A 17,078-nucleotide genomic window follows, 5' to 3' on the forward strand; every position below is an offset into this window, starting at 1 on the left:
CCCGCGCAGGCATGAAGCGCGGCGCCTACCTGGCACGAGGCGCGGTCCCGTCGCGCGACGCGGTATTCCGCCAGGCGCGGCGCCCCTTCCGGCGCGAAGGCGGTCACCCCGCCGCGCCGCCCTCCCGGCAGCGGGCGCGGCCCGGCGCAGGAGGAATTCGGCGGGCGGCGGCCGCGGGCGCTCAGGGGGCGGGAGTGTCCTGTGGGGGCCGGGGGCGGGCCGGGGAGTAGAGGTGGCTGTCGCGGAAGTGTTCGGCGGCCAGGGTGCGGCCCACCATGATGACGGCCGTACGCACCACTCCGGCCGCCTTCACCTGGTCCGCGATGTCCGCCAGGGTGCCGCGCAGTACCAGTTCGTCGGGGCGGCTGGCCATGGCGACCACGGCGGCCGGGCAGTCGGGGCCGTAGTGCGGGAGGAGTTCGTCGACCATGCGGTCCACGTAGCGGGCGGCGAGGTGCAGGACGAGCAGGGCGCGGCTGCGGCCGAGGGTGGCGAGGTCCTCACCGTCGGGCATGGGGGTGGCCTGCTGGGCGACGCGGGTGAGGATGACGGTCTGGCCGACGGTCGGCACGGTCAGCTCCCGGCCCAGCGCCGCGGCCGCGGCGGCGAAGGCCGGGACGCCTGGGACGACCTCGTACGGGATCCCGGCCGCGTCGAGGCGCCGCATCTGCTCGGCGACGGCGCTGAAGACCGACGGATCGCCGGAATGGAGGCGTGCCACGTCGTGGCCCGCCTCGTGGGCGGCGGCGAACTCGGCGGTGATCTGGTCGAGATCGAGCCCGGCGGTGTCGACGAGCCGCGCGTCCGGCGGGCATTCGGCCAGCAGTTCGCGGGGGACGAGGCTGCCCGCGTAGAGGCACACCCGGCAGCGGGCGAGGGTGCGCGCGCCGCGCAGGGTGATGAGATCGGCGGCGCCGGGGCCCGCGCCGATGAAGTACACCGTCATCGTGTCTCTCCTGGGACTGGGGCTTTGGTGGTGGACCACTGGGTGACCGGCATCGCCTGGCGCCAGCCGGTGAAGCCGCCCACGGGGGCGGCGTGGGAGACGGCGAGGCGGGTGAGGTCGCCGCCGTGGCGGGTGTACCAGGTGGTGAGCAGGGCTTCGGATTCGAGGGTCACGGTATTGACCACGAGGCGGCCGCCCGGGGGGAGGGCAGTCCAGCAGGCCTCCAGGAGGCCGGGGGTGGTGGCGCCGCCGCCGACGAAGACGGCGTCGGGGGTGGGCAGGCCGGTGAGGGCGGCCGGGGCGGCGCCGGTGACGACGCGCAGGGCGGGGACGCCGAGGGTGGTGGCGTTGCGGGTGATGCGTGTCGCGCGTACCGGATCGCGTTCGACGGAGACGGCGCGGCAGGCGGGGTGGGCGCGCATCCATTCCACGGCGATGGAGCCGGAGCCGCCGCCGACGTCCCACAGCAGTTCGCCCGGGGCGGGGGCGAGGGCGGCGAGGGTGGCGGCGCGGATGTGGCGTTTGGTCAGCTGGCCGTCGTGTTCGTACGCGGCGTCCGGCAGCCCGGGGACGGCGGACAGGCGCGGGGCGTCCGGCGCCGGGGCACAGTCGAGGGCGATGACGTTGAGGGGGTCTCCGGGCGGGTGGGGCCATGCCTCGGCGGTGCCCTCGACGGCGTGTTCCCGCGCGCCGCCCAGCTGTTCCAGGACCCGCATCCGGGTCGGACCGAAGCCGCGGTCCCGCAGCAGCCCGGCGACCTCGGCCGGGGTCCCGGCACCGGCGCTGAGGACGAGCAGCCGGCGGCCCGGGTACAGGGCGCGGGAGAGGGCGGCGAGGGGGCGGCCGACGAGGCTGATCACCTCGGTGGTCTCCTGTGCCCAGCCCAGCCGCGCGCAGGCGTACGAGACGGACGACGGATGCGGCAGTACCCGCAGCGCGCCGGGGCCCAGCAGTTCGGTGAGGGTGCGTCCGACGCCGAAGAACATGGGGTCGCCGCTCGCCAGCACGCACACCTCGCGCCCGGTGTGCGCGGCGAGCAGCCCGGGGACGGCGGGGCGCAGCGGGGACGGCCAGGGGACGCGTTCGGCGGCGCAGTCCGGTGGCAGCAGGTCGAGTTGGCGCGGTCCGCCGATGACGACCTCCGCAGTGCGCAGCGCCTCACGGCCGGCCGGGGCGAGCCCGTCCCATCCGTCGGCGCCGATGCCGATGACGGTCAGGGGGGTGGGTGGTGGGCTCACTGGGTTCCTCGTGGTTCGGTGGCGGCTGGGGCTCGGCCCCGGCCCGCACTCTACTGACCTGCTACGACGCCCCCGCGTCCGGCTCCGCCTCGGCGAGCGCCAGCAGCTCCTCCACCGTCATGCCGGCCGGTATCGGCTCGGGCGCGGGCGTCCGCAGCGGCGGCTGCCAGCCGTCCTCGGGGGCCCAGCGCCGGATGACGCGGGCGGGCGCCCCGGCGACCACGGCGTGGTCGGGCACCTCGCCCCGTACGACCGCGCCGGCCGCGACGACGACGTTGCGGCCCAGCCGCGCCCCGGGCAGGATCACCGCGCCCGCGCCCAGCCAGCTCCCGGAGCCGATCTCGACGGGGGCGGAGCGCGGCCACTGGCGGCCGATGGGCTGGTGGGGGTCGTCGTAGGAATGGTTGTCGCTGGTCACGTAGATGTACGGGCCGCAGAACACGTCGTCGCCGAAGACCACGTCCCGGGAGGCGATGACGTGGCTGCCGCGGCCCAGAACCACGCCGTTGCCGAGCCGCAGGATGGGGCCGGGGCCGAGGTCGAGGCCGGGCATCATGCCGACGGTGAGCGTGACCTGCTCGCCGATGACGCAGTGGTCGCCGAGTTCGATCCACGGCTCGCCGAAGACGGTGCCCTGGGGGAACGCAAGCCGGGTGCCGACGCCGATGCGGCCGAAGCGGTACGGGCCGGGCCGCTCGGCGGTCACCGCGCCCGCGCGCTGCACGGCGCGCCATCCGCGGTGCACCAGCCGGGACGTGGCGCGGCGGCGCCACGCCCGCCAGGATGAGAACACGTTCTCGTTCTTCGGCATGTACACACCGTATCCGGGCCGCCGCCCGCCGCGGTACGCGGTCACCGCCGCAGCACGCAGTCGCCGCACAGGCCGCCGCCCGGCACCCGGTAGTACAGGCAGCAGGTGCGGCGCCGGAAGGCGGGCGGGGCGGTGGCCAGTTGGCCGGTGTCGCGCAGCGGCGGGTACGCGAACTGGGCGCGGGCCACGGCCATCGCCCGCTCCGCCGCCTCGTCCAGGCCCCGCGCCCGGCACCAGTCGTGCAGCACCCGCAGCGAACCCACCAGCGCCGAGGCGGCGTTGCCCCACAGCAGCCGGTCCGAGACCCGGTACGCGCGGCTGACGGCGTGGTGCAGCGGCGTCAGGTGCGCGTACGCGGAATCGGCGAGTTGCCCGGCGAGCCCGCCGGGTTCGCCCTTCACCGGTGGCGTGCCGGGCCACCACAGGTCGTCGGGGGCGGTGCGCGCGGGGTTCCACCACAGCCGGTCGGGGCGGAGGTCGTACACCGCGCTGGAGAGGGCCGCGGGGCCCAGCGCGAGAGACCATACGCGGGCGGCGAGGCCCTGGAAGGTGAGGGAGGCCGCGACCCTCGGCTCGTCGGTGCCCAGGCTCGCGGCGACCGCCTCCACCCGGCCGCGCAGCGCGGGCGCGGCGGCGCCCTCGCCCGTCAGCCGGTAGGCCGCGCCGATCCGCTCGTACCCCTCCGCCCCCGGGTCACCGGAGCCGGTGCGCAGCGCGAAGAACGGCCCCACCTCGGCGGCCCGTCCCTCGGCGGCCCGTCCCACGGTCGCCACTCAGCCTTCGGCCGGTGTACGGAACGCCTCCAGCAGCCGGTCCGCCGCCAGCGTCGCCGTCAGCGTGCCGTCGCGGACCTCCTGTTCGAGGCCGGGCGCGAGCCGGCGCACCTCGGGGTGGGCGTGCAGCCGGGCGAGCAGCTGGTCGCGGACCATGGACCAGGTCCAGCCGACCTGCTGGTCGCGGCGCTTGGCCTCCAGCGCGCCGGTGGCCTCCAGCACCCGGCGGTGCTGCTCCAGCCGCTCCCACACCACGTCGAGCCCGGTGTTCTCGCGCGCCGAGCAGGTGAGCACCGGCGGGTTCCACGGGGCGTCCGGGGGCTGCAACAGCCGCAGGGCGCCCGCCAGTTCGCGGGCGGCGGACTTGGCGTCCCGGGCGTGCGGACCGTCCGCCTTGTTGATGGTGACGACGTCGGCCAGCTCCAGGACGCCCTTCTTGATGCCCTGCAGCTGGTCTCCGGTGCGGGCCAGGGAGAGCAACAGGAAGGTGTCGACCATGCCCGCGACCGCCGTCTCGGACTGGCCCACGCCGACGGTCTCCACCAGCAGCACGTCGTAGCCCGCGGCCTCCATCACCACCATGGACTCCCGGGTGGCGCGGGCGACTCCGCCGAGCGTCCCGGCGCTCGGCGAGGGCCGTACGAAGGCGTTGGGGTCGACGGCCAGCCGCTCCATCCGGGTCTTGTCGCCCAGGATGGAGCCGCCGGTGCGGCTGGATGACGGGTCGACGGCGAGCACCGCGACCCGGTGGCCGAGCCCGGTGAGCATGGTGCCCAGGGCGTCGATGAAGGTCGACTTGCCCACCCCGGGCACCCCGCTGATGCCGACCCGCCGCGCCCCTCCGGTGTGCGGCAGCAGCTCGATCAGCAGCCGCTGGGCGAGGTCGCGGTGGTCGGCCCGGGTGGACTCGACGAGGGTGATGGCGCGGGCGATGTACGCGCGCTTGCCGTCGAGCACGCCCTTGGCGTACTCCTCGATGTCGATCGTGCGCGGCATGGCCTACAGCTCGTGGCCGAGGTCGGCGGCCAGCTTCCGCACCAGGTCGTGGGCGGCGTCCGGGATGACCGTGCCCGGCAGGAAGACGGCGGCGGCACCGGCCTCGTGCAGGGTCTGGACGTCCTGCGGCGGGATGACGCCCCCGACGACGACGGTGATGTCCTCGCGGCCCGCCTCGGCCAGCTGCTCGCGCAGCGCGGGCACCAGCGTGAGGTGTCCGGCGGCCAGCGACGAGACGCCGACGATGTGCACATCGGCCTCCACCGCCTGCCGGGCGACCTCCTCCGGCGTCTGGAACAGCGGGCCGACGTCGACGTCGAAGCCCAGGTCGGCGAAGGCGGTCGCGATCACCTTCTGGCCGCGGTCGTGCCCGTCCTGGCCCATCTTGGCGATCAGGATGCGGGGGCGGCGGCCCTCGGCGCTCTCGAACTTCTCCACCAGCGCGCGGGTGCGGTCCACGCCGGACGACGGCCCGGCCTCGTCTCGGTACACACCGGAGATCGTACGGATCTGGCCGGAGTGGCGGCCATAGACCTTCTCCAGCGCGTCGGAGATCTCCCCGACGGTGGCCTTGGCGCGGGCGGCGTCCACGGCGAGCGCGAGCAGATTGCCCTCCATACCGCGGCCGGGGCCGGATTCGGCGGCGGCGGTGAGCGCGCGCAGCGCGTCCTGGCAGACGGTCTCGTCGCGCTCGGCGCGCAGCCGCCGCAGCTTCTCGAGCTGCTGGGCGCGCACCGAGGAGTTGTCGACCGCTCGGACCTCGATCCGCTCGTCGCTGTCGACGCGGTACTTGTTGACCCCGATCACCGGCTGGCGGCCCGAGTCGATCCGCGCCTGGGTGCGGGCCGCGGCCTCCTCGACGCGCATCTTCGGAATGCCCGCGTCGATGGCCTTGGCCATGCCACCCGCGGCCTCGACCTCCTCGATGTGCTGCCAGGCGCGCCGCGCGAGGTCGTGGGTCAGCCTCTCGACGTAGGCGCTGCCGCCCCACGGGTCGATCACCCGCGTGGTGCCCGACTCCTGCTGGATCAGCAGCTGGGTGTTGCGCGCGATCCGGGCGGAGAAGTCGGTGGGCAGGGCGAGTGCCTCGTCGAGGGCGTTGGTGTGCAGCGACTGGGTGTGGCCCTGGGTGGCGGCCATGGCCTCGACACACGTACGGGTCACGTTGTTGAAGACGTCCTGCGCGGTCAGCGACCAGCCGGAGGTCTGCGAATGGGTGCGCAGCGACAGCGACTTGGGGTTCTTCGGGTCGAACTGCTTGACCAGCTTGGCCCACAGCAGCCGCGCCGCCCGCAGCTTGGCGATCTCCATGAAGAAGTTCATGCCGATCGCCCAGAAGAACGACAGCCGCGGCGCGAACGCGTCCACGTCCATCCCGGCGTCGAGCCCGGCCCGCAGGTACTCCACCCCGTCGGCGAGGGTGTACGCCAGCTCCAGGTCGGCCGTGGCCCCGGCCTCCTGGATGTGGTAGCCGGAGATGGAGATGGAGTTGTAGCGCGGCATCCGCTGCGAGGTGAAGGCGAAGATGTCGGAGATGATCCGCATCGACGGCTGCGGCGGATAGATGTAGGTGTTGCGGACCATGAACTCCTTGAGGATGTCGTTCTGAATGGTCCCGGCCAGCTTCTCGGGCGGTACGCCCTGCTCCTCGGCGGCCACGATGTAGAGCGCGAGGATGGGCAGCACCGCGCCGTTCATCGTCATCGACACCGACATCCGGTCCAGCGGGATGCCGTCGAAGAGCTGCCGCATGTCGTAGATCGAGTCGATGGCCACGCCCGCCATGCCGACGTCCCCGGTGACCCGGGGGTGGTCGCTGTCGTAGCCGCGGTGGGTGGGCAGGTCGAAGGCGACCGACAGGCCCTTCTGCCCGGCCGCGAGGTTGCGGCGGTAGAACGCGTTGGACTCCTCGGCGGTGGAGAAGCCCGCGTACTGCCGGATCGTCCAGGGCTGGTTGACGTACATCGTCGGGTACGGGCCGCGCAGATACGGCGCCACGCCCGGGTAGGTGCCCAGGAAGTCCAGCCCGTCCAGGTCCTCGGCGGTGTACAGCGGCTTGACGCCGATGCCCTCGGGGGTGTCCCACACCAGGTCCTCGACACCCTTGCCGACGCTGTCCTGCACCGCGGCGGCCCAGGCGGCGGAACCGGCACCGCTGCCGGGCACCTGCTCGTCGGCCGGTCCGTCGAACTCGACGGCCGAGAAATCCGGGATCCTGCCCGCTTCCACCGGACTGCCGCCCATCACCGCACCCCCATGATGTCCAGAGCCGAGGACAGCACCTCGACCGCGTCGCAGCCGACGTGGACGAACCCGTCCACCCCGGCCCGCTCGTACTCGTCCTGCAGTGTCCCAGGCCGCCCGGCCAGCAGGACCCGGGCCGCCCCGGCGGCCTTCAGCCGCGTCGCCACGGCCGCCGCCTGCTCCGCGTACACCTTGTCGACGGAAGCCAGGCAGGCCACCGTGGCACCGCTCGCGGCGAACGCCTCGGCCACCGACTCCGCGTCGACCGTGACCGGTTCCTGCACGGTCTCGATGCCGCCCGCCTGGAAGAGGTTGGTGGCGAAGGAGGCGCGGGCGGTGTGCACGGCGGCGGGCCCCAGTGCGGCCAGGAACACCTTCGGCCGGGCGCCCCGGTCGGCCGCATGCGCGTCGGAGCGGGCGCGCAGCGCCTCGTACGCCTCGTCGCGGCGCACCCGCGGCAGCCCGCCGCCGGGCCGCTCGGGCGCGGCCGCGCGCTCGACCGGCGGCTCGGCCAGGTTCGGGAACTCGCTCACGCCGGTGATCGGCTCCTTGCGGCGGGCGAGGTCGCGCGAGCGGCGCTCCCAGGTGACGGCCAGCCGGTCGCGCACCAGCCCGGAAGCGAGGGCGGCGGCCAGTCCCCCGGCCCGCTCGATCTCCTGGAACCAGGCCCACGCGGCGCGGCAGATGTCCTCGGTCAGCGACTCGACGTACCAGGAGCCGCCGGCCGGGTCGATCACCCGGGCCAGCCCCGACTCCTCCAGCAGGATCGTGGAGGTGTTGCGGGCGATACGGCGGGCGAAGTCGTCCGGCAGGCCGATCGCGCTGTCGAACGGCAGCACCGTGACCGCGTCGGCGCCGCCGACCCCGGCGGCCAGGCTCGCCACGGTGGTGCGGAGCATGTTCACCCAGGGGTCGCGCCGGGTCATCATCACCGGCGAGGTGACGGCGTGCTGGCGCTGGGCGCACTCCGGTGCGCCCGTCGCCGCCCCGCACGCCTCGGCCACCCGCGCCCACAGCCGCCTGGCGGCGCGCAGCTTGGCGATGGTGGTGAACTGGTCGGCGGTGGCCGCGTAGCGGAACTCCAGCTCGGCGCAGGCCGCCTCGACCGTCATCCCGGCCGCGGTCAGCGCGCGCAGATACGCCACTCCGGCGGCCAGCGAACAGCCCAGCTCCTGGGCCACCCCGCCGCCCGCCTCGTGGTACGGCAGCGCGTCCACGGTGAGGGCCCGGACGCCGCGGTGGTCGCGGTAGCAGGCGACCGCCAGCTCGGCGGCGGCCGCGAGGTGGGCGGGCAGGTCCGCGTCCCGGCCGGTGCGGGCCACCAGGCCCAGCGGGTCGGCGCCCAGGTTGCCGAGCGCCGCGTGCGGCGGCACCTGACGGTCGGCGTACAGCCGCAGCAGGGCGCGCGCCGCGGCCTCGAAGTCCGCGCCCGCGTCGAGGACGACGGGCGCGAGGTCGAGGTAGACGCCCGCCAGGGCCTCGGGCAGCGCGTCGACGGGCACCCCTCCCCCGCCGACGGTCAGCCACACCGACCCGGCGCCGTTCTCCAGATCCGCGAGCACGGCCCGGTTGGTGGAGCCCGGGTCCGGGTGGGCGTGCAGGGGGCGTACGTCCCAGCCGGAGACGGCGGACCCCGCGGGGCGCGCGCCGCGGAGATACGGGGCGAAGCCCGGGTAGCCGGAGTGGCCGGGGTCCTGGGGGGCGTCCTGGGAGGTGTAGAGGGGGCGGACGGTGATCCCGTCCTCGATCTCGGTCGCGAGGGCCTCTTCGGCCTGTACGCCCGTGGCATCCGACGCGCCGGTTTTGCGCAGCACGCCTTCCACGAGGCGATGCCATTCGTCTCGCGTCACATCCGGGAATTCATCGGCTAGGGGAAGCCCGTCGGGCAGGACCGTCATGAAAGTGAGGCTAATGGGCTCGGCTAAAGGCGCAGCAGAGGGTAGAGCTGTGAGCTTACTCTCGGCGCAGGATGCCCGATTCCGACCGATTACCCGCCGGTAAGTCCGGTGTTTATGGGGGCCGTAGGGGTTGCCGCGGCACCAGGCGAGGGCGCGGTCACGGAGGCCGGTGTCCGGGTGCTCGCGGCATGCTCACGGCGTGCTCACGACCACGGGAGAAGTGCTCTCACGCAGAGGCCCGCCCGGTGCGACGGGGGATGCACACCGGGCGGGCTCGATGACCTTTTTACCGCATCCGGCAGGGGTTATGCATCAAAAATCTGTTCGCTTCTTCGTTCACCAGGCCACGGGGAGCGAGATCAGGCCACGTGCGCGGATCGAAGGCCGCCATTGCAGCTCCTCCCTGGGCACGTCCAGCCGCAGCCCCGGAAAACGGGACAACAGCGTGGCCAGAGCGATGTCGGTCTCCATCCGGGCCAGCGGTGCGCCGAGGCAGTAGTGGATGCCGTGGCCGAGGGCAAGGTGCCCGGATCGGCCAATATGCGGATTGAGTGCGTCCGGGTCCTGGAAGTGGGCCGGATCGCGGTGTGCCGAGGCGATGGAGAGCAGCACCGTCTCCCCGGCGGGGATCGTGACGCCGCCGATCTCGATGTCCTCCCGGGGGAAGCGGCGGATCGCGAGCGGGGCCGGGGCCTCGTAGCGGGCCAGCTCGTCGAAGGCGGCCGGGATGCGGGCGGGGTCCGCGCGCAGTTCCTCGAGCAGACCGGGGTGGTCGAGCAGGGAGAGCACGGAGTTGGCGATGAGGTGGACCGTGTTCTCGTATCCCGCGAGGAGGATGAGGAAGGCCAGCGAGGTCAGCTCGTCCTCGCTGAGCCGGTCGTCCCCGCCTTCCGTCTCCTCGTCGCGCACCCTGATCAGGTCGGACAGCAGATCGTCGCCGGGTTCGGCGCGCTTCTTCGCGATGAGGCCGGTGTAGAAGCGCAGCATGGCGCCGACGGCCTCCTTCGCGGCCTGTGGCCGCGCCGGGTCGGGGGTGATCAGCGCGTCGCTCCAGGCGCGGAAGTCGCGGCGGTCGCCCTCCGGGACGCCGAGCAGATCGCAGATGACGATGATGGGCAGCTGTCCGGCGTACGTGGCGAGTAGATCCGCACGGCCCTCCGCCTCGATCGCATCGAGCAGTTCACCGGCGACCCGGCGGACCGGTGCGCGCAGCTTCTCGACCCGGCCTGGGGTGAACGCCTTGGCCACGAGGCGGCGCACCCGGGTGTGGTCCGGCGGGTCCATGTTGAGCAGGTTCGCGTCCAGCGCGGGCGGCAGGGAGAAGCCACTGAAGTTGCCCGGCGCGGCGTGGCGCTTGTCCACCGACAGGCGTGGGTCGGCGAACGCCCGCCGCACATCGTCGTAGCGGGTGACCAGCCAGGCGGGGCGGCCGTCGGCGCCGGCGATCCGGTGGACCGGGCCCGCCTCCCGGAGCGCGGCCAGGGCCGGATACGGATCTTCGAGCAGCGCGGCGGTGTTGGCGGTGTCAGCAGTGTCAGCGGTGTTCTGCATGGCTCCCGACCTTAGAGAGTGCCATCGGTCCAGATCAGTGGCCGGGAGGCGGCGCCGGGGCTGAATCTCCCCGACGCCGCCTGCGCCACGGGCGGCCCCGACCCCCGTCCAGGGCCACCTCGTTCTTGGTCCCCCCCGTTCACCGCCGCGGGCCGTGCCTCTGCTTGAATCAGCAAACCGCGTCCGAGCCCCGCCGCTTCCCCTTCGGCAGCAAGTTGCCAATCGCCGCACCGCGCCGCTTGAGCCTTGACACGCGCGATCTCGGGGGCCGCACAGCGGCGGTCAGCAGGGGTGACGCCGGGGGTTCGGGCCCAGCCGCTGCCGCGTCGAGCCGGTGCGATCGCGGTAACGGCCCGTCAGGTCGCGCTCCTACGCGTCGATCCCCTGTCGCCGGATGTCCGGCCGGCGTTCGCCCCCTCGGCCGTTGTCCCGGCCCGGCAGGGAGCGGGGTGCCGCCACCGGCATCGGGCAGGATCAGCGGCGGTGCGGCGGACGGCGCCGCCGTCGCGCGCCGCGCGTCATCGTGGCGTCTCCCCCAACTCGCCGGGAGCGGACGGGCCGCGCCCCCGGGCGGTGCGCCCCACCTGTCCGGCCCGCTCGCCGGGCACGTCGCACACCAGCGGCCCGCTCCCGAACCCGTCGGGGGTGCGCCGGGGGACGTACGAGGTTATGGGCGGATGGCTCTGATGGGCCGTCACCGGGCGGGCATTTCGGGCGGATCCGTGGCTCGCCACCCACAGACCGGTCGGCGAGCCGGTGAAGGAGCAGCGGGGCTGCCGGCCGAGCAGCCGGGCGGCGGCCCCGATGTCCGCTTGCTGCCAGCGGACAACGGCCGAACCGGAGCAGTCGCCGGTCACGAACAGCGTCGTACGGACCGGCGGCCGTTCCCATCATTCGGCAGGGAAGCGACGGTGGTGCCGCTCAGTCCACGCTCTGGAGAATGTGCGGCTCGGCCAGGTCGTCCTCGTAGCCGGCGAGACGGATCGGCGCGGAACGCGCCCACACCTCCAGACTGCCCACTTCCGGCGGCTCCGCCCGCCTCCCGCCGTTCTCCGTGTGTGACTCGTCGCTCATCGTCTGCTCGAGGGTCACCGCACACTCCTTCGTGGTCGGCTGAACCGGATCTGTCGTCAGGTTAACGAGCACTTGAAGGCTCCGCCCGTCGATTCCCAAGGACTGGACAAACAACGAGGACCCCGGCCGAATGCTCCCCGCCAAGTGGCCACCGGCCGCCATCCGTGGTGAGCTGGGAGGGGAGGGGGTGGGGCTTGTGTCAGCCGAACGGGCGAGGAGCCCATGGGGCGCCCGGCCCGCGGTCCTGATGCTCGCGGCGCTCCTCGTGCTCGCCACGCTGAGTGGTTGCCGCGGCGGGGCGGGCCCCCGGACCGCGGAGCGCGGCCGGTCCCCCTTCACCGGGCAGTCCGCGAGGCCCGCGCCCGTGCTCGCCGTGAAGATCGACAACACCGGCCAGGCCCGCCCCCAGACCGGCCTCGGCGTGGCCGACCTCGTCTATGTCGAGCAGGTGGAGGGCGGGTTGAGCCGGCTGCTCGCGGTCTTCTCCGGCCGGCTGCCCGCCACGGTGGGGCCGGTGCGCAGCGCCCGCGAGAGCGATCTGGAACTGCTGCGCCAGTTCGGGCGCCCGGCGCTCGCGTACTCGGGCGTCCAGTCCCGGCTGCGGTCCACCGTGGACGCCGCGCCGCTGTACCCGCTGCCGCCCGGTACGGCGCCCCGCGCCTACTTCCGCGGTACGGAGCACCCCGCGCCGCACAACCTGTACGTGCGCCCCGAGGCCGTGCTGCGGGCGGCTCCGCACGCCTCGGACGCCTCGGACATCGGCTTCCGTTTCGGTGCCGCTCCGCCGGGCGGAGAGCCCAGGAAGCGGCAGACGGTGCGCTATCCGTCCGCGGGCTTCACCTTCACCTGGTCCGCCACCGGCAACCGGTGGCTGGTGGCGATGGACGGCGCTCCGGCCCGCACCACCGACGGCGGACGGCTGGGCGCCGCCACGGTCGTGGTGCAGTACACGACGGTCCGCGCCTCGCGCTTCCACGATGTGCTCGGCAGCGTCACGCCCTTCACCGAGACGGTCGGGTCGGGCACCGCGCTGGTGCTGCGTGACGGCAAGGCGTACGAGACGCGCTGGTCGCGGCCGGGGGCGGGGGGCGGCACCACCTTCACGACCACGGACGGTGACCGGATGACGTTCGCTCAGGGCCCGGTCTGGGTGGTCTTCGCGGCGCGGTGAGCCGTCTCACTGGGTGGACAGTCGCGGGGTGGGCGGCACCAGGGGCGAGGAGATCCGAGGTATTGCCGCTCCGGCAGGCCGGTAGAGGTATTTCGACGCGTCATCTCGGGCCTCCCATCCGATGTTTCTGGTGCGCGAGGGGTTCCGGTTCCTCCGGAAGGGCTGCATCATGCCGAGGGGTTCAGCCCGAGGAACTTCAGGCATGTACGTGACCGTGCCTGGGACAAGGGCTCCCCCGGTCCCCGAACGCCGGACGGCTGGATCTCGAAACCCTGGAGTGTCATGTCACCCGCACCCACCAGAAGGACCGTCGTCGGTGGCGCCCTGGCCACCGGAACCCTCGGGCTCACCGCGCCGGTCACCGTCGCCCACGCGGCCACCGCCACGGCCCCGGACGCCGCCCGGCAGAGCTCCCCCGACCCCTGGACCACCGTCCTGGACGACGCCGACATGGTCTGGCAGAAGATGCCCCGGACCTGGTACGAGGGCCCGTACCTCGGCAACGCCCGGCTGGGCTCCGGCATCTACGCCGATCCGGACACCCCGGGCGCCGTCCGGTTCAACGTCCAGCACACCGAAGTGCAGGACCACCGGCCCGAGTTCGGCTCGCTCTTCGGGCTCGCCCGGCTTCCGATCGGCCACTTCACCCTGGAGCCGGTCGGCACGATCACGGCCGTCGACTGGCGGCTGCGCCTGCGCGACGCGGAGCTGACCGGCACGATCACCACCGACCGGGGCACGCTGACCCTGCGCGCGCTGGTCCACAACTCCCGCTCGGTCATGGCGATCGAGGTCACCCCCACCCGTGGCGAGACGGAGTTCCGCTGGGTGTTCCACCCGGCCGAGGCCATCAGCCCGCGCGTCGCGTTCAAGCCGGTTCCCGACGGCTACACCGGCAATCCCCCGGCCACCGTGGAGGAGCACCACGGCATCCGGGCCGCCGTACAGCCGCTGCTCGCGGGTGGGCAGCATGTGACGGCCTGGCGCGAGCGCACCCGCTCCCGGCGCCGCACCCTCTACGTCACGGTCGCGCAGTCCCACCCCCGCACCACCGCCCGCGACCGCGCGCTGAAGACCGTCCGGGCCGCCTCGGCGCTGCCGTACGACGTGCTGGCGGCCACCCACCGCACCTGGTGGCACGCGTACTACCGCAAGAGCTTCCTCTCGCTCCCCGACGCCCGCCTCCAGCGCTTCTACTGGATCCAGCTGTACAAGGTGGCCTCGGCCGCCCGCGCCGACGCGCCCGTGATGGCCACCTGCGGGCCGTGGCTGGAGCCCACGCCGTGGCCCGCCACCTGGTGGAACCTCAATGTGCAGCTGGAGTACTGGCTGATCCACGGCTCCAACCACCTGGAGCTGGACGCCGTGACCCGCGCCCTGAGCGAGTTCCGCGACAACCTCTCCAACCAGCTCGACACCCCCTACCGCAAGGACTCGGCGGGCATCCCGCGCACCACCGACATCCACCTGGTCAACGGCGGCGCCGTGGCGAACGGCGGCTTCGCCGTCGGCATCCCCGGCCAGGATCCGCCCACCCCCGAGGTCGGCAACCTCACCTGGGCGCTGCACAACGTGTGGCTCACCTACCGCCACACCATGGACATCACGATCCTCCGGGACGTGGTCTTCCCGCTCCTGCGCAAGTCCGTCGCGTACTACCTGCACTTCCTCACCCCCGGCAGCGACGGCAAGCTGCATCTGCCAGCCACCTTCTCGCCCGAGTACGGGGTGAACGCCCCGGACTGCAACTACGACCTGATGCTGCTGCGCTGGGGCTGCGCCACACTGCTGGACTCGGCGAAGATCCTCGGCGTCGACGATCCGTCGGCCCCGCGCTGGCGGGAGGTGCTGACGAAGCTCACCCCGTATCCGGTCGACGAGAACGGCTTCATGATCGGCGCGGGGGTCCCGTTCGCCAAGTCCCACCGCCACTACTCCCACATGCTCGCCGTCTATCCGCTGTACGAGGTGACCTGGGAGGACCCCGACCAGCGGGAGCTGATCGAGAAGTCCCTCAACCACTGGGTCGGCTTCGAGGGCGCGCTGCAGGGCTACACCTTCACCGGCGCCGCCTCGATGTCCGCTCAGATGGGGCGCGGCGAGGACGCGCTGAAGTATCTGGGTGAGCTGATGACCCGCTTCATCCAGCCGAACACCATGTACAAGGAGTCGGGTCCGGTCATCGAGACCCCGCTGTCGGCCGCGCAGTCGCTGCACGACATGGTGTGCCAGAGCTGGGGCGGGGTGATCCGGGTGTTCCCCGCGCTGCCCGCCGCCTGGCGCGATGTCATGGTGCACGACTTCCGCACCCAGGGCGCGTTCCTGCTGAGCGCGGCGCGCGAAGGCGGGGTGACCCGCTGGGTGCGGCTGCGCAGCGAGGCGGGCGCGCCCTGTGTCGTACGGCATTCCCTGCCCGGGAGCATCGAGGTGCACGACGAGCGCGGGCGGCGGCTGTCGTACGAGCGTGTCGGCGCGGGGACGATCCGGATCGCGCTGGGCAAGGGGCGCGAGGCGGTGATCACGGCGCGCGGCGATCACCCGGACATGACGGTCGGGCCGGTCGAGCCGAACGAGGCGGCGCCGCGCTGGGGGCTCCCCGCTTCCTGACGCCCCGTCACCCGGTGCGGGGGCGGGCCCGCCCCCGCACCGCGCGGAACCGGGAGGGGATGGATCACAGCGCGTGCCGGTGAGGCGTGCCCCGGCCATTCCGGGTTACCCATGAGACATGGGACCGATCAGTGACATCGACCGGCAGCTGTTCGCGCGGGTCGCGGCCAGCCGGCTGCGGGGCGCTCATCCCCTCCTGCCCCGGCTGAGCCGGGCCGCCGACCACGGCAAGCTGTGGTTCGGCACGGCCGCCGTGCTCGCGACGGTGGGCGGCCGCACCGCGCGGCGGTCGGCGCTGCGGGGCATCGGCTCGCTCGCGGCCGCCTCGATGGCGTCGAACCTGGTGGTGAAGTGGACCGTGGAGCGCCGCCGCCCGGTGATGGACGCCGTGCCGCTGGTCCGGCGGCTGCGCCGGCAGCCCTGGACCAGCTCCTTCCCCTCCGGGCACTCCGCCTCGGCGGCCGCCTTCGCGACCGGGGTCGCCATCGAATCGTCCCGGTACGGCACCCTGGTCGCCCCGCTCGCCGCCGCGGTCGCCGCCTCGCGGGTCTATGTGGGCGTCCACTACCCGAGCGATGTGGCGGCCGGGGTCGCCCTGGGGGTCGGGGCCGCCGCGCTGACCTGCCGCTGGTGGCCGCCGCGGCCGGAGACCCCGGCGCAGGCCCGGCCGCGGGTCTCGGCGCCCGCCATGCCCAAGGGCGAGGGGCTGGTGGTGCTCGTCAACCACAGCGCGGGCAACGCCGCGGGCGCGGGCGGGTTCACCGACGCCGAGCAGTTGGAGGTGCTGCTGCCCGCGGCCGAGATCATGGAGTGCGGGCCCGACGACGACTTCATGACGCTGCTCGGCCATGCCGCCCGCCGGGCCAGCGAGCGGGCCGGGGCGCTGGGGATCTGCGGCGGGGACGGCAGCGTCAACGCGGCGGCCGCGCTCGCCGCCGAGCGCGGGCTGCCGCTCGCCGTGTTCCCCGGCGGCACCCTCGACCACTTCGCGCTGGACATCGGCGTACCGAACTTCGAGGACACCGCGCACGCGGTGACCGAGGGCGACGCGGTCGCCGTGGACCTCGCCCGGGCCACCCCGATCGCCGGGGGCAAGGGGACCAGCCACTTCGTCAACACCTTCAGCCTCGGCTTCTACCCCGAGCTGGTGCGGATCCGCGAAAGCCTGCAGGGCCGGCTGGGCAAGTGGCCGGCGGCCGCCGTCGCGCTCGGCCGGGTGCTGCGCACGGCCACCCCCATGGAGATCGAGGTCAACGGGCACCAGCGGCGGCTGTGGGTGCTGTTCGTCGGCAACGGCGGCTACTCCCCCGAGGGGTTCGCGCCCGCGTACCGCCAGCAGCTCGACGACGGGCTGCTCGACGTCCGGGCCATCGACGGGGACCAGCCGCTGGCCCGGACCCGGCTGCTGTTCTCGGCGCTGACCGGCACCCTCGGGCGCTCGCGCGTCTATACGACCCGCCGGATGCGGCAGCTGCGGCTGTCCGGGCTGCACGCCCGGGACACCCGCGCCTACGACGGTGAGGTCGCGGCGGAGCCCGCGGATGCGCTGCTGATCGACAAGCAGCCCGGGGCGCTCACCGTCTACCGGCCCGCCCAGCCGCAGAACGAACTGCTGCAGCGGGCCCGCACAGCCGCCGCCAAGGCGAAGTGGTGGCGTGCCGTACTACGCAAGTAGTACGAGCAAGTCTGTGCTCAAGGACGACGACGGAGCGGGGTCCGACCCTCAAGGATGAGGGCATGGACGGAAGTGGATCGGCCCAGGGGGCCTC

Annotated in this window: 13 protein-coding genes; 3 read left to right on the top strand and 10 right to left on the bottom strand. The window is 73.7% G+C overall.

Features of this window, described 5'->3' with window-relative positions; genetic code table 11:
* Positions 1-181: 181 nt before the first annotated feature.
* From cobM to ACFZCY_RS15420, 10 genes are all read right to left on the bottom strand, one after another.
* Positions 182-946 carry a precorrin-4 C(11)-methyltransferase gene (gene cobM, locus ACFZCY_RS15375; RefSeq protein WP_391172792.1) on the bottom strand — a complete coding sequence of 255 codons (765 nt, stop codon included), beginning with the start codon at positions 944-946 and terminating at the stop codon, positions 182-184.
* A complete protein-coding gene (gene cbiE, locus ACFZCY_RS15380) occupies positions 943-2,184 on the bottom strand; it encodes a precorrin-6y C5,15-methyltransferase (decarboxylating) subunit CbiE (RefSeq protein WP_391172794.1) in 1,242 nt (413 codons plus the stop codon). Before cbiE ends, cobM begins: the two co-directional genes overlap by 4 nt.
* A 61-nt stretch (positions 2,185-2,245) precedes the next feature.
* Positions 2,246-2,995, bottom strand: a complete 750-nt coding sequence (locus ACFZCY_RS15385) for a DapH/DapD/GlmU-related protein (protein WP_391172796.1) — start codon at positions 2,993-2,995, stop codon at positions 2,246-2,248.
* Between the two features lie 41 nt (positions 2,996-3,036).
* A complete protein-coding gene (locus ACFZCY_RS15390; RefSeq protein ID WP_391172798.1) occupies positions 3,037-3,768 on the bottom strand; it encodes a (2Fe-2S)-binding protein in 732 nt (243 codons plus the stop codon).
* Positions 3,769-4,764 (bottom strand): methylmalonyl Co-A mutase-associated GTPase MeaB, encoded by a 996-nt coding sequence (gene meaB / locus ACFZCY_RS15395; RefSeq protein WP_391172801.1) that lies wholly within the window; start codon positions 4,762-4,764, stop codon positions 3,769-3,771.
* Positions 4,765-4,767: 3 nt separating this feature from the next.
* Positions 4,768-7,008: a methylmalonyl-CoA mutase gene (gene scpA / locus ACFZCY_RS15400; RefSeq protein ID WP_391172803.1), complete on the bottom strand. Its 2,241-nt coding sequence runs from the start codon at positions 7,006-7,008 to the stop codon at positions 4,768-4,770.
* Positions 7,008-8,906 (bottom strand): methylmalonyl-CoA mutase family protein, encoded by a 1,899-nt coding sequence (locus tag ACFZCY_RS15405; protein ID WP_391172805.1) that lies wholly within the window; start codon positions 8,904-8,906, stop codon positions 7,008-7,010. The genes scpA and ACFZCY_RS15405 overlap by 1 nt, the downstream gene beginning before the upstream one ends.
* 336 nt (positions 8,907-9,242) lie before the next feature.
* Positions 9,243-10,457, bottom strand: a complete 1,215-nt coding sequence (locus ACFZCY_RS15410; protein WP_391172807.1) for a cytochrome P450 — start codon at positions 10,455-10,457, stop codon at positions 9,243-9,245.
* A 518-nt stretch (positions 10,458-10,975) separates the two neighbouring features.
* A complete protein-coding gene (locus ACFZCY_RS15415; RefSeq protein ID WP_391172809.1) occupies positions 10,976-11,314 on the bottom strand; it encodes a hypothetical protein in 339 nt (112 codons plus the stop codon).
* A 64-nt stretch (positions 11,315-11,378) separates the two neighbouring features.
* Positions 11,379-11,549: a hypothetical protein gene (locus tag ACFZCY_RS15420; RefSeq protein ID WP_391173707.1), complete on the bottom strand. Its 171-nt coding sequence runs from the start codon at positions 11,547-11,549 to the stop codon at positions 11,379-11,381.
* 229 nt (positions 11,550-11,778) lie between these two features.
* On the opposite strand from ACFZCY_RS15420, the gene ACFZCY_RS15425 reads away from it, so the two are divergent.
* The 3 genes from ACFZCY_RS15425 (at position 11,779) to ACFZCY_RS15435 (ending at position 16,984) form a co-directional block, all read left to right on the top strand.
* Complete coding sequence (locus tag ACFZCY_RS15425; protein WP_391173661.1) at positions 11,779-12,702, top strand: DUF3048 domain-containing protein; 924 nt, start codon at positions 11,779-11,781, stop codon at positions 12,700-12,702.
* A 282-nt stretch (positions 12,703-12,984) separates the two neighbouring features.
* Positions 12,985-15,309: a glycoside hydrolase family 95-like protein gene (locus ACFZCY_RS15430; protein ID WP_391172811.1), complete on the top strand. Its 2,325-nt coding sequence runs from the start codon at positions 12,985-12,987 to the stop codon at positions 15,307-15,309.
* 118 nt (positions 15,310-15,427) lie between these two features.
* Positions 15,428-16,984, top strand: coding sequence for a phosphatase PAP2 family protein (locus tag ACFZCY_RS15435; RefSeq protein ID WP_391172813.1), 1,557 nt, complete (start codon positions 15,428-15,430; stop codon positions 16,982-16,984).
* Positions 16,985-17,078 lie beyond the last annotated feature (94 nt).

This window comes from Streptomyces sp. NPDC007983 (genome assembly GCF_042958345.1).
Lineage (GTDB): Bacteria > Actinomycetota > Actinomycetes > Streptomycetales > Streptomycetaceae > Streptomyces.

Coding starts and splice junctions, on each gene's coding strand:
- cobM (WP_391172792.1), bottom strand. CDS start 946: ATGACGGTGTACTTCATCGGCGCGGGCCCCGGCGCCGCCGATCTCATC.
- ACFZCY_RS15385 (WP_391172796.1), bottom strand. CDS start 2,995: ATGCCGAAGAACGAGAACGTGTTCTCATCCTGGCGGGCGTGGCGCCGC.
- meaB (WP_391172801.1), bottom strand. CDS start 4,764: ATGCCGCGCACGATCGACATCGAGGAGTACGCCAAGGGCGTGCTCGAC.
- scpA (WP_391172803.1), bottom strand. CDS start 7,008: ATGGGCGGCAGTCCGGTGGAAGCGGGCAGGATCCCGGATTTCTCGGCC.
- ACFZCY_RS15405 (WP_391172805.1), bottom strand. CDS start 8,906: ATGACGGTCCTGCCCGACGGGCTTCCCCTAGCCGATGAATTCCCGGAT.
- ACFZCY_RS15410 (WP_391172807.1), bottom strand. CDS start 10,457: ATGCAGAACACCGCTGACACTGCTGACACCGCCAACACCGCCGCGCTG.
- ACFZCY_RS15425 (WP_391173661.1), top strand. CDS start 11,779: ATGCTCGCGGCGCTCCTCGTGCTCGCCACGCTGAGTGGTTGCCGCGGC.
- ACFZCY_RS15430 (WP_391172811.1), top strand. CDS start 12,985: ATGTCACCCGCACCCACCAGAAGGACCGTCGTCGGTGGCGCCCTGGCC.
- ACFZCY_RS15435 (WP_391172813.1), top strand. CDS start 15,428: ATGGGACCGATCAGTGACATCGACCGGCAGCTGTTCGCGCGGGTCGCG.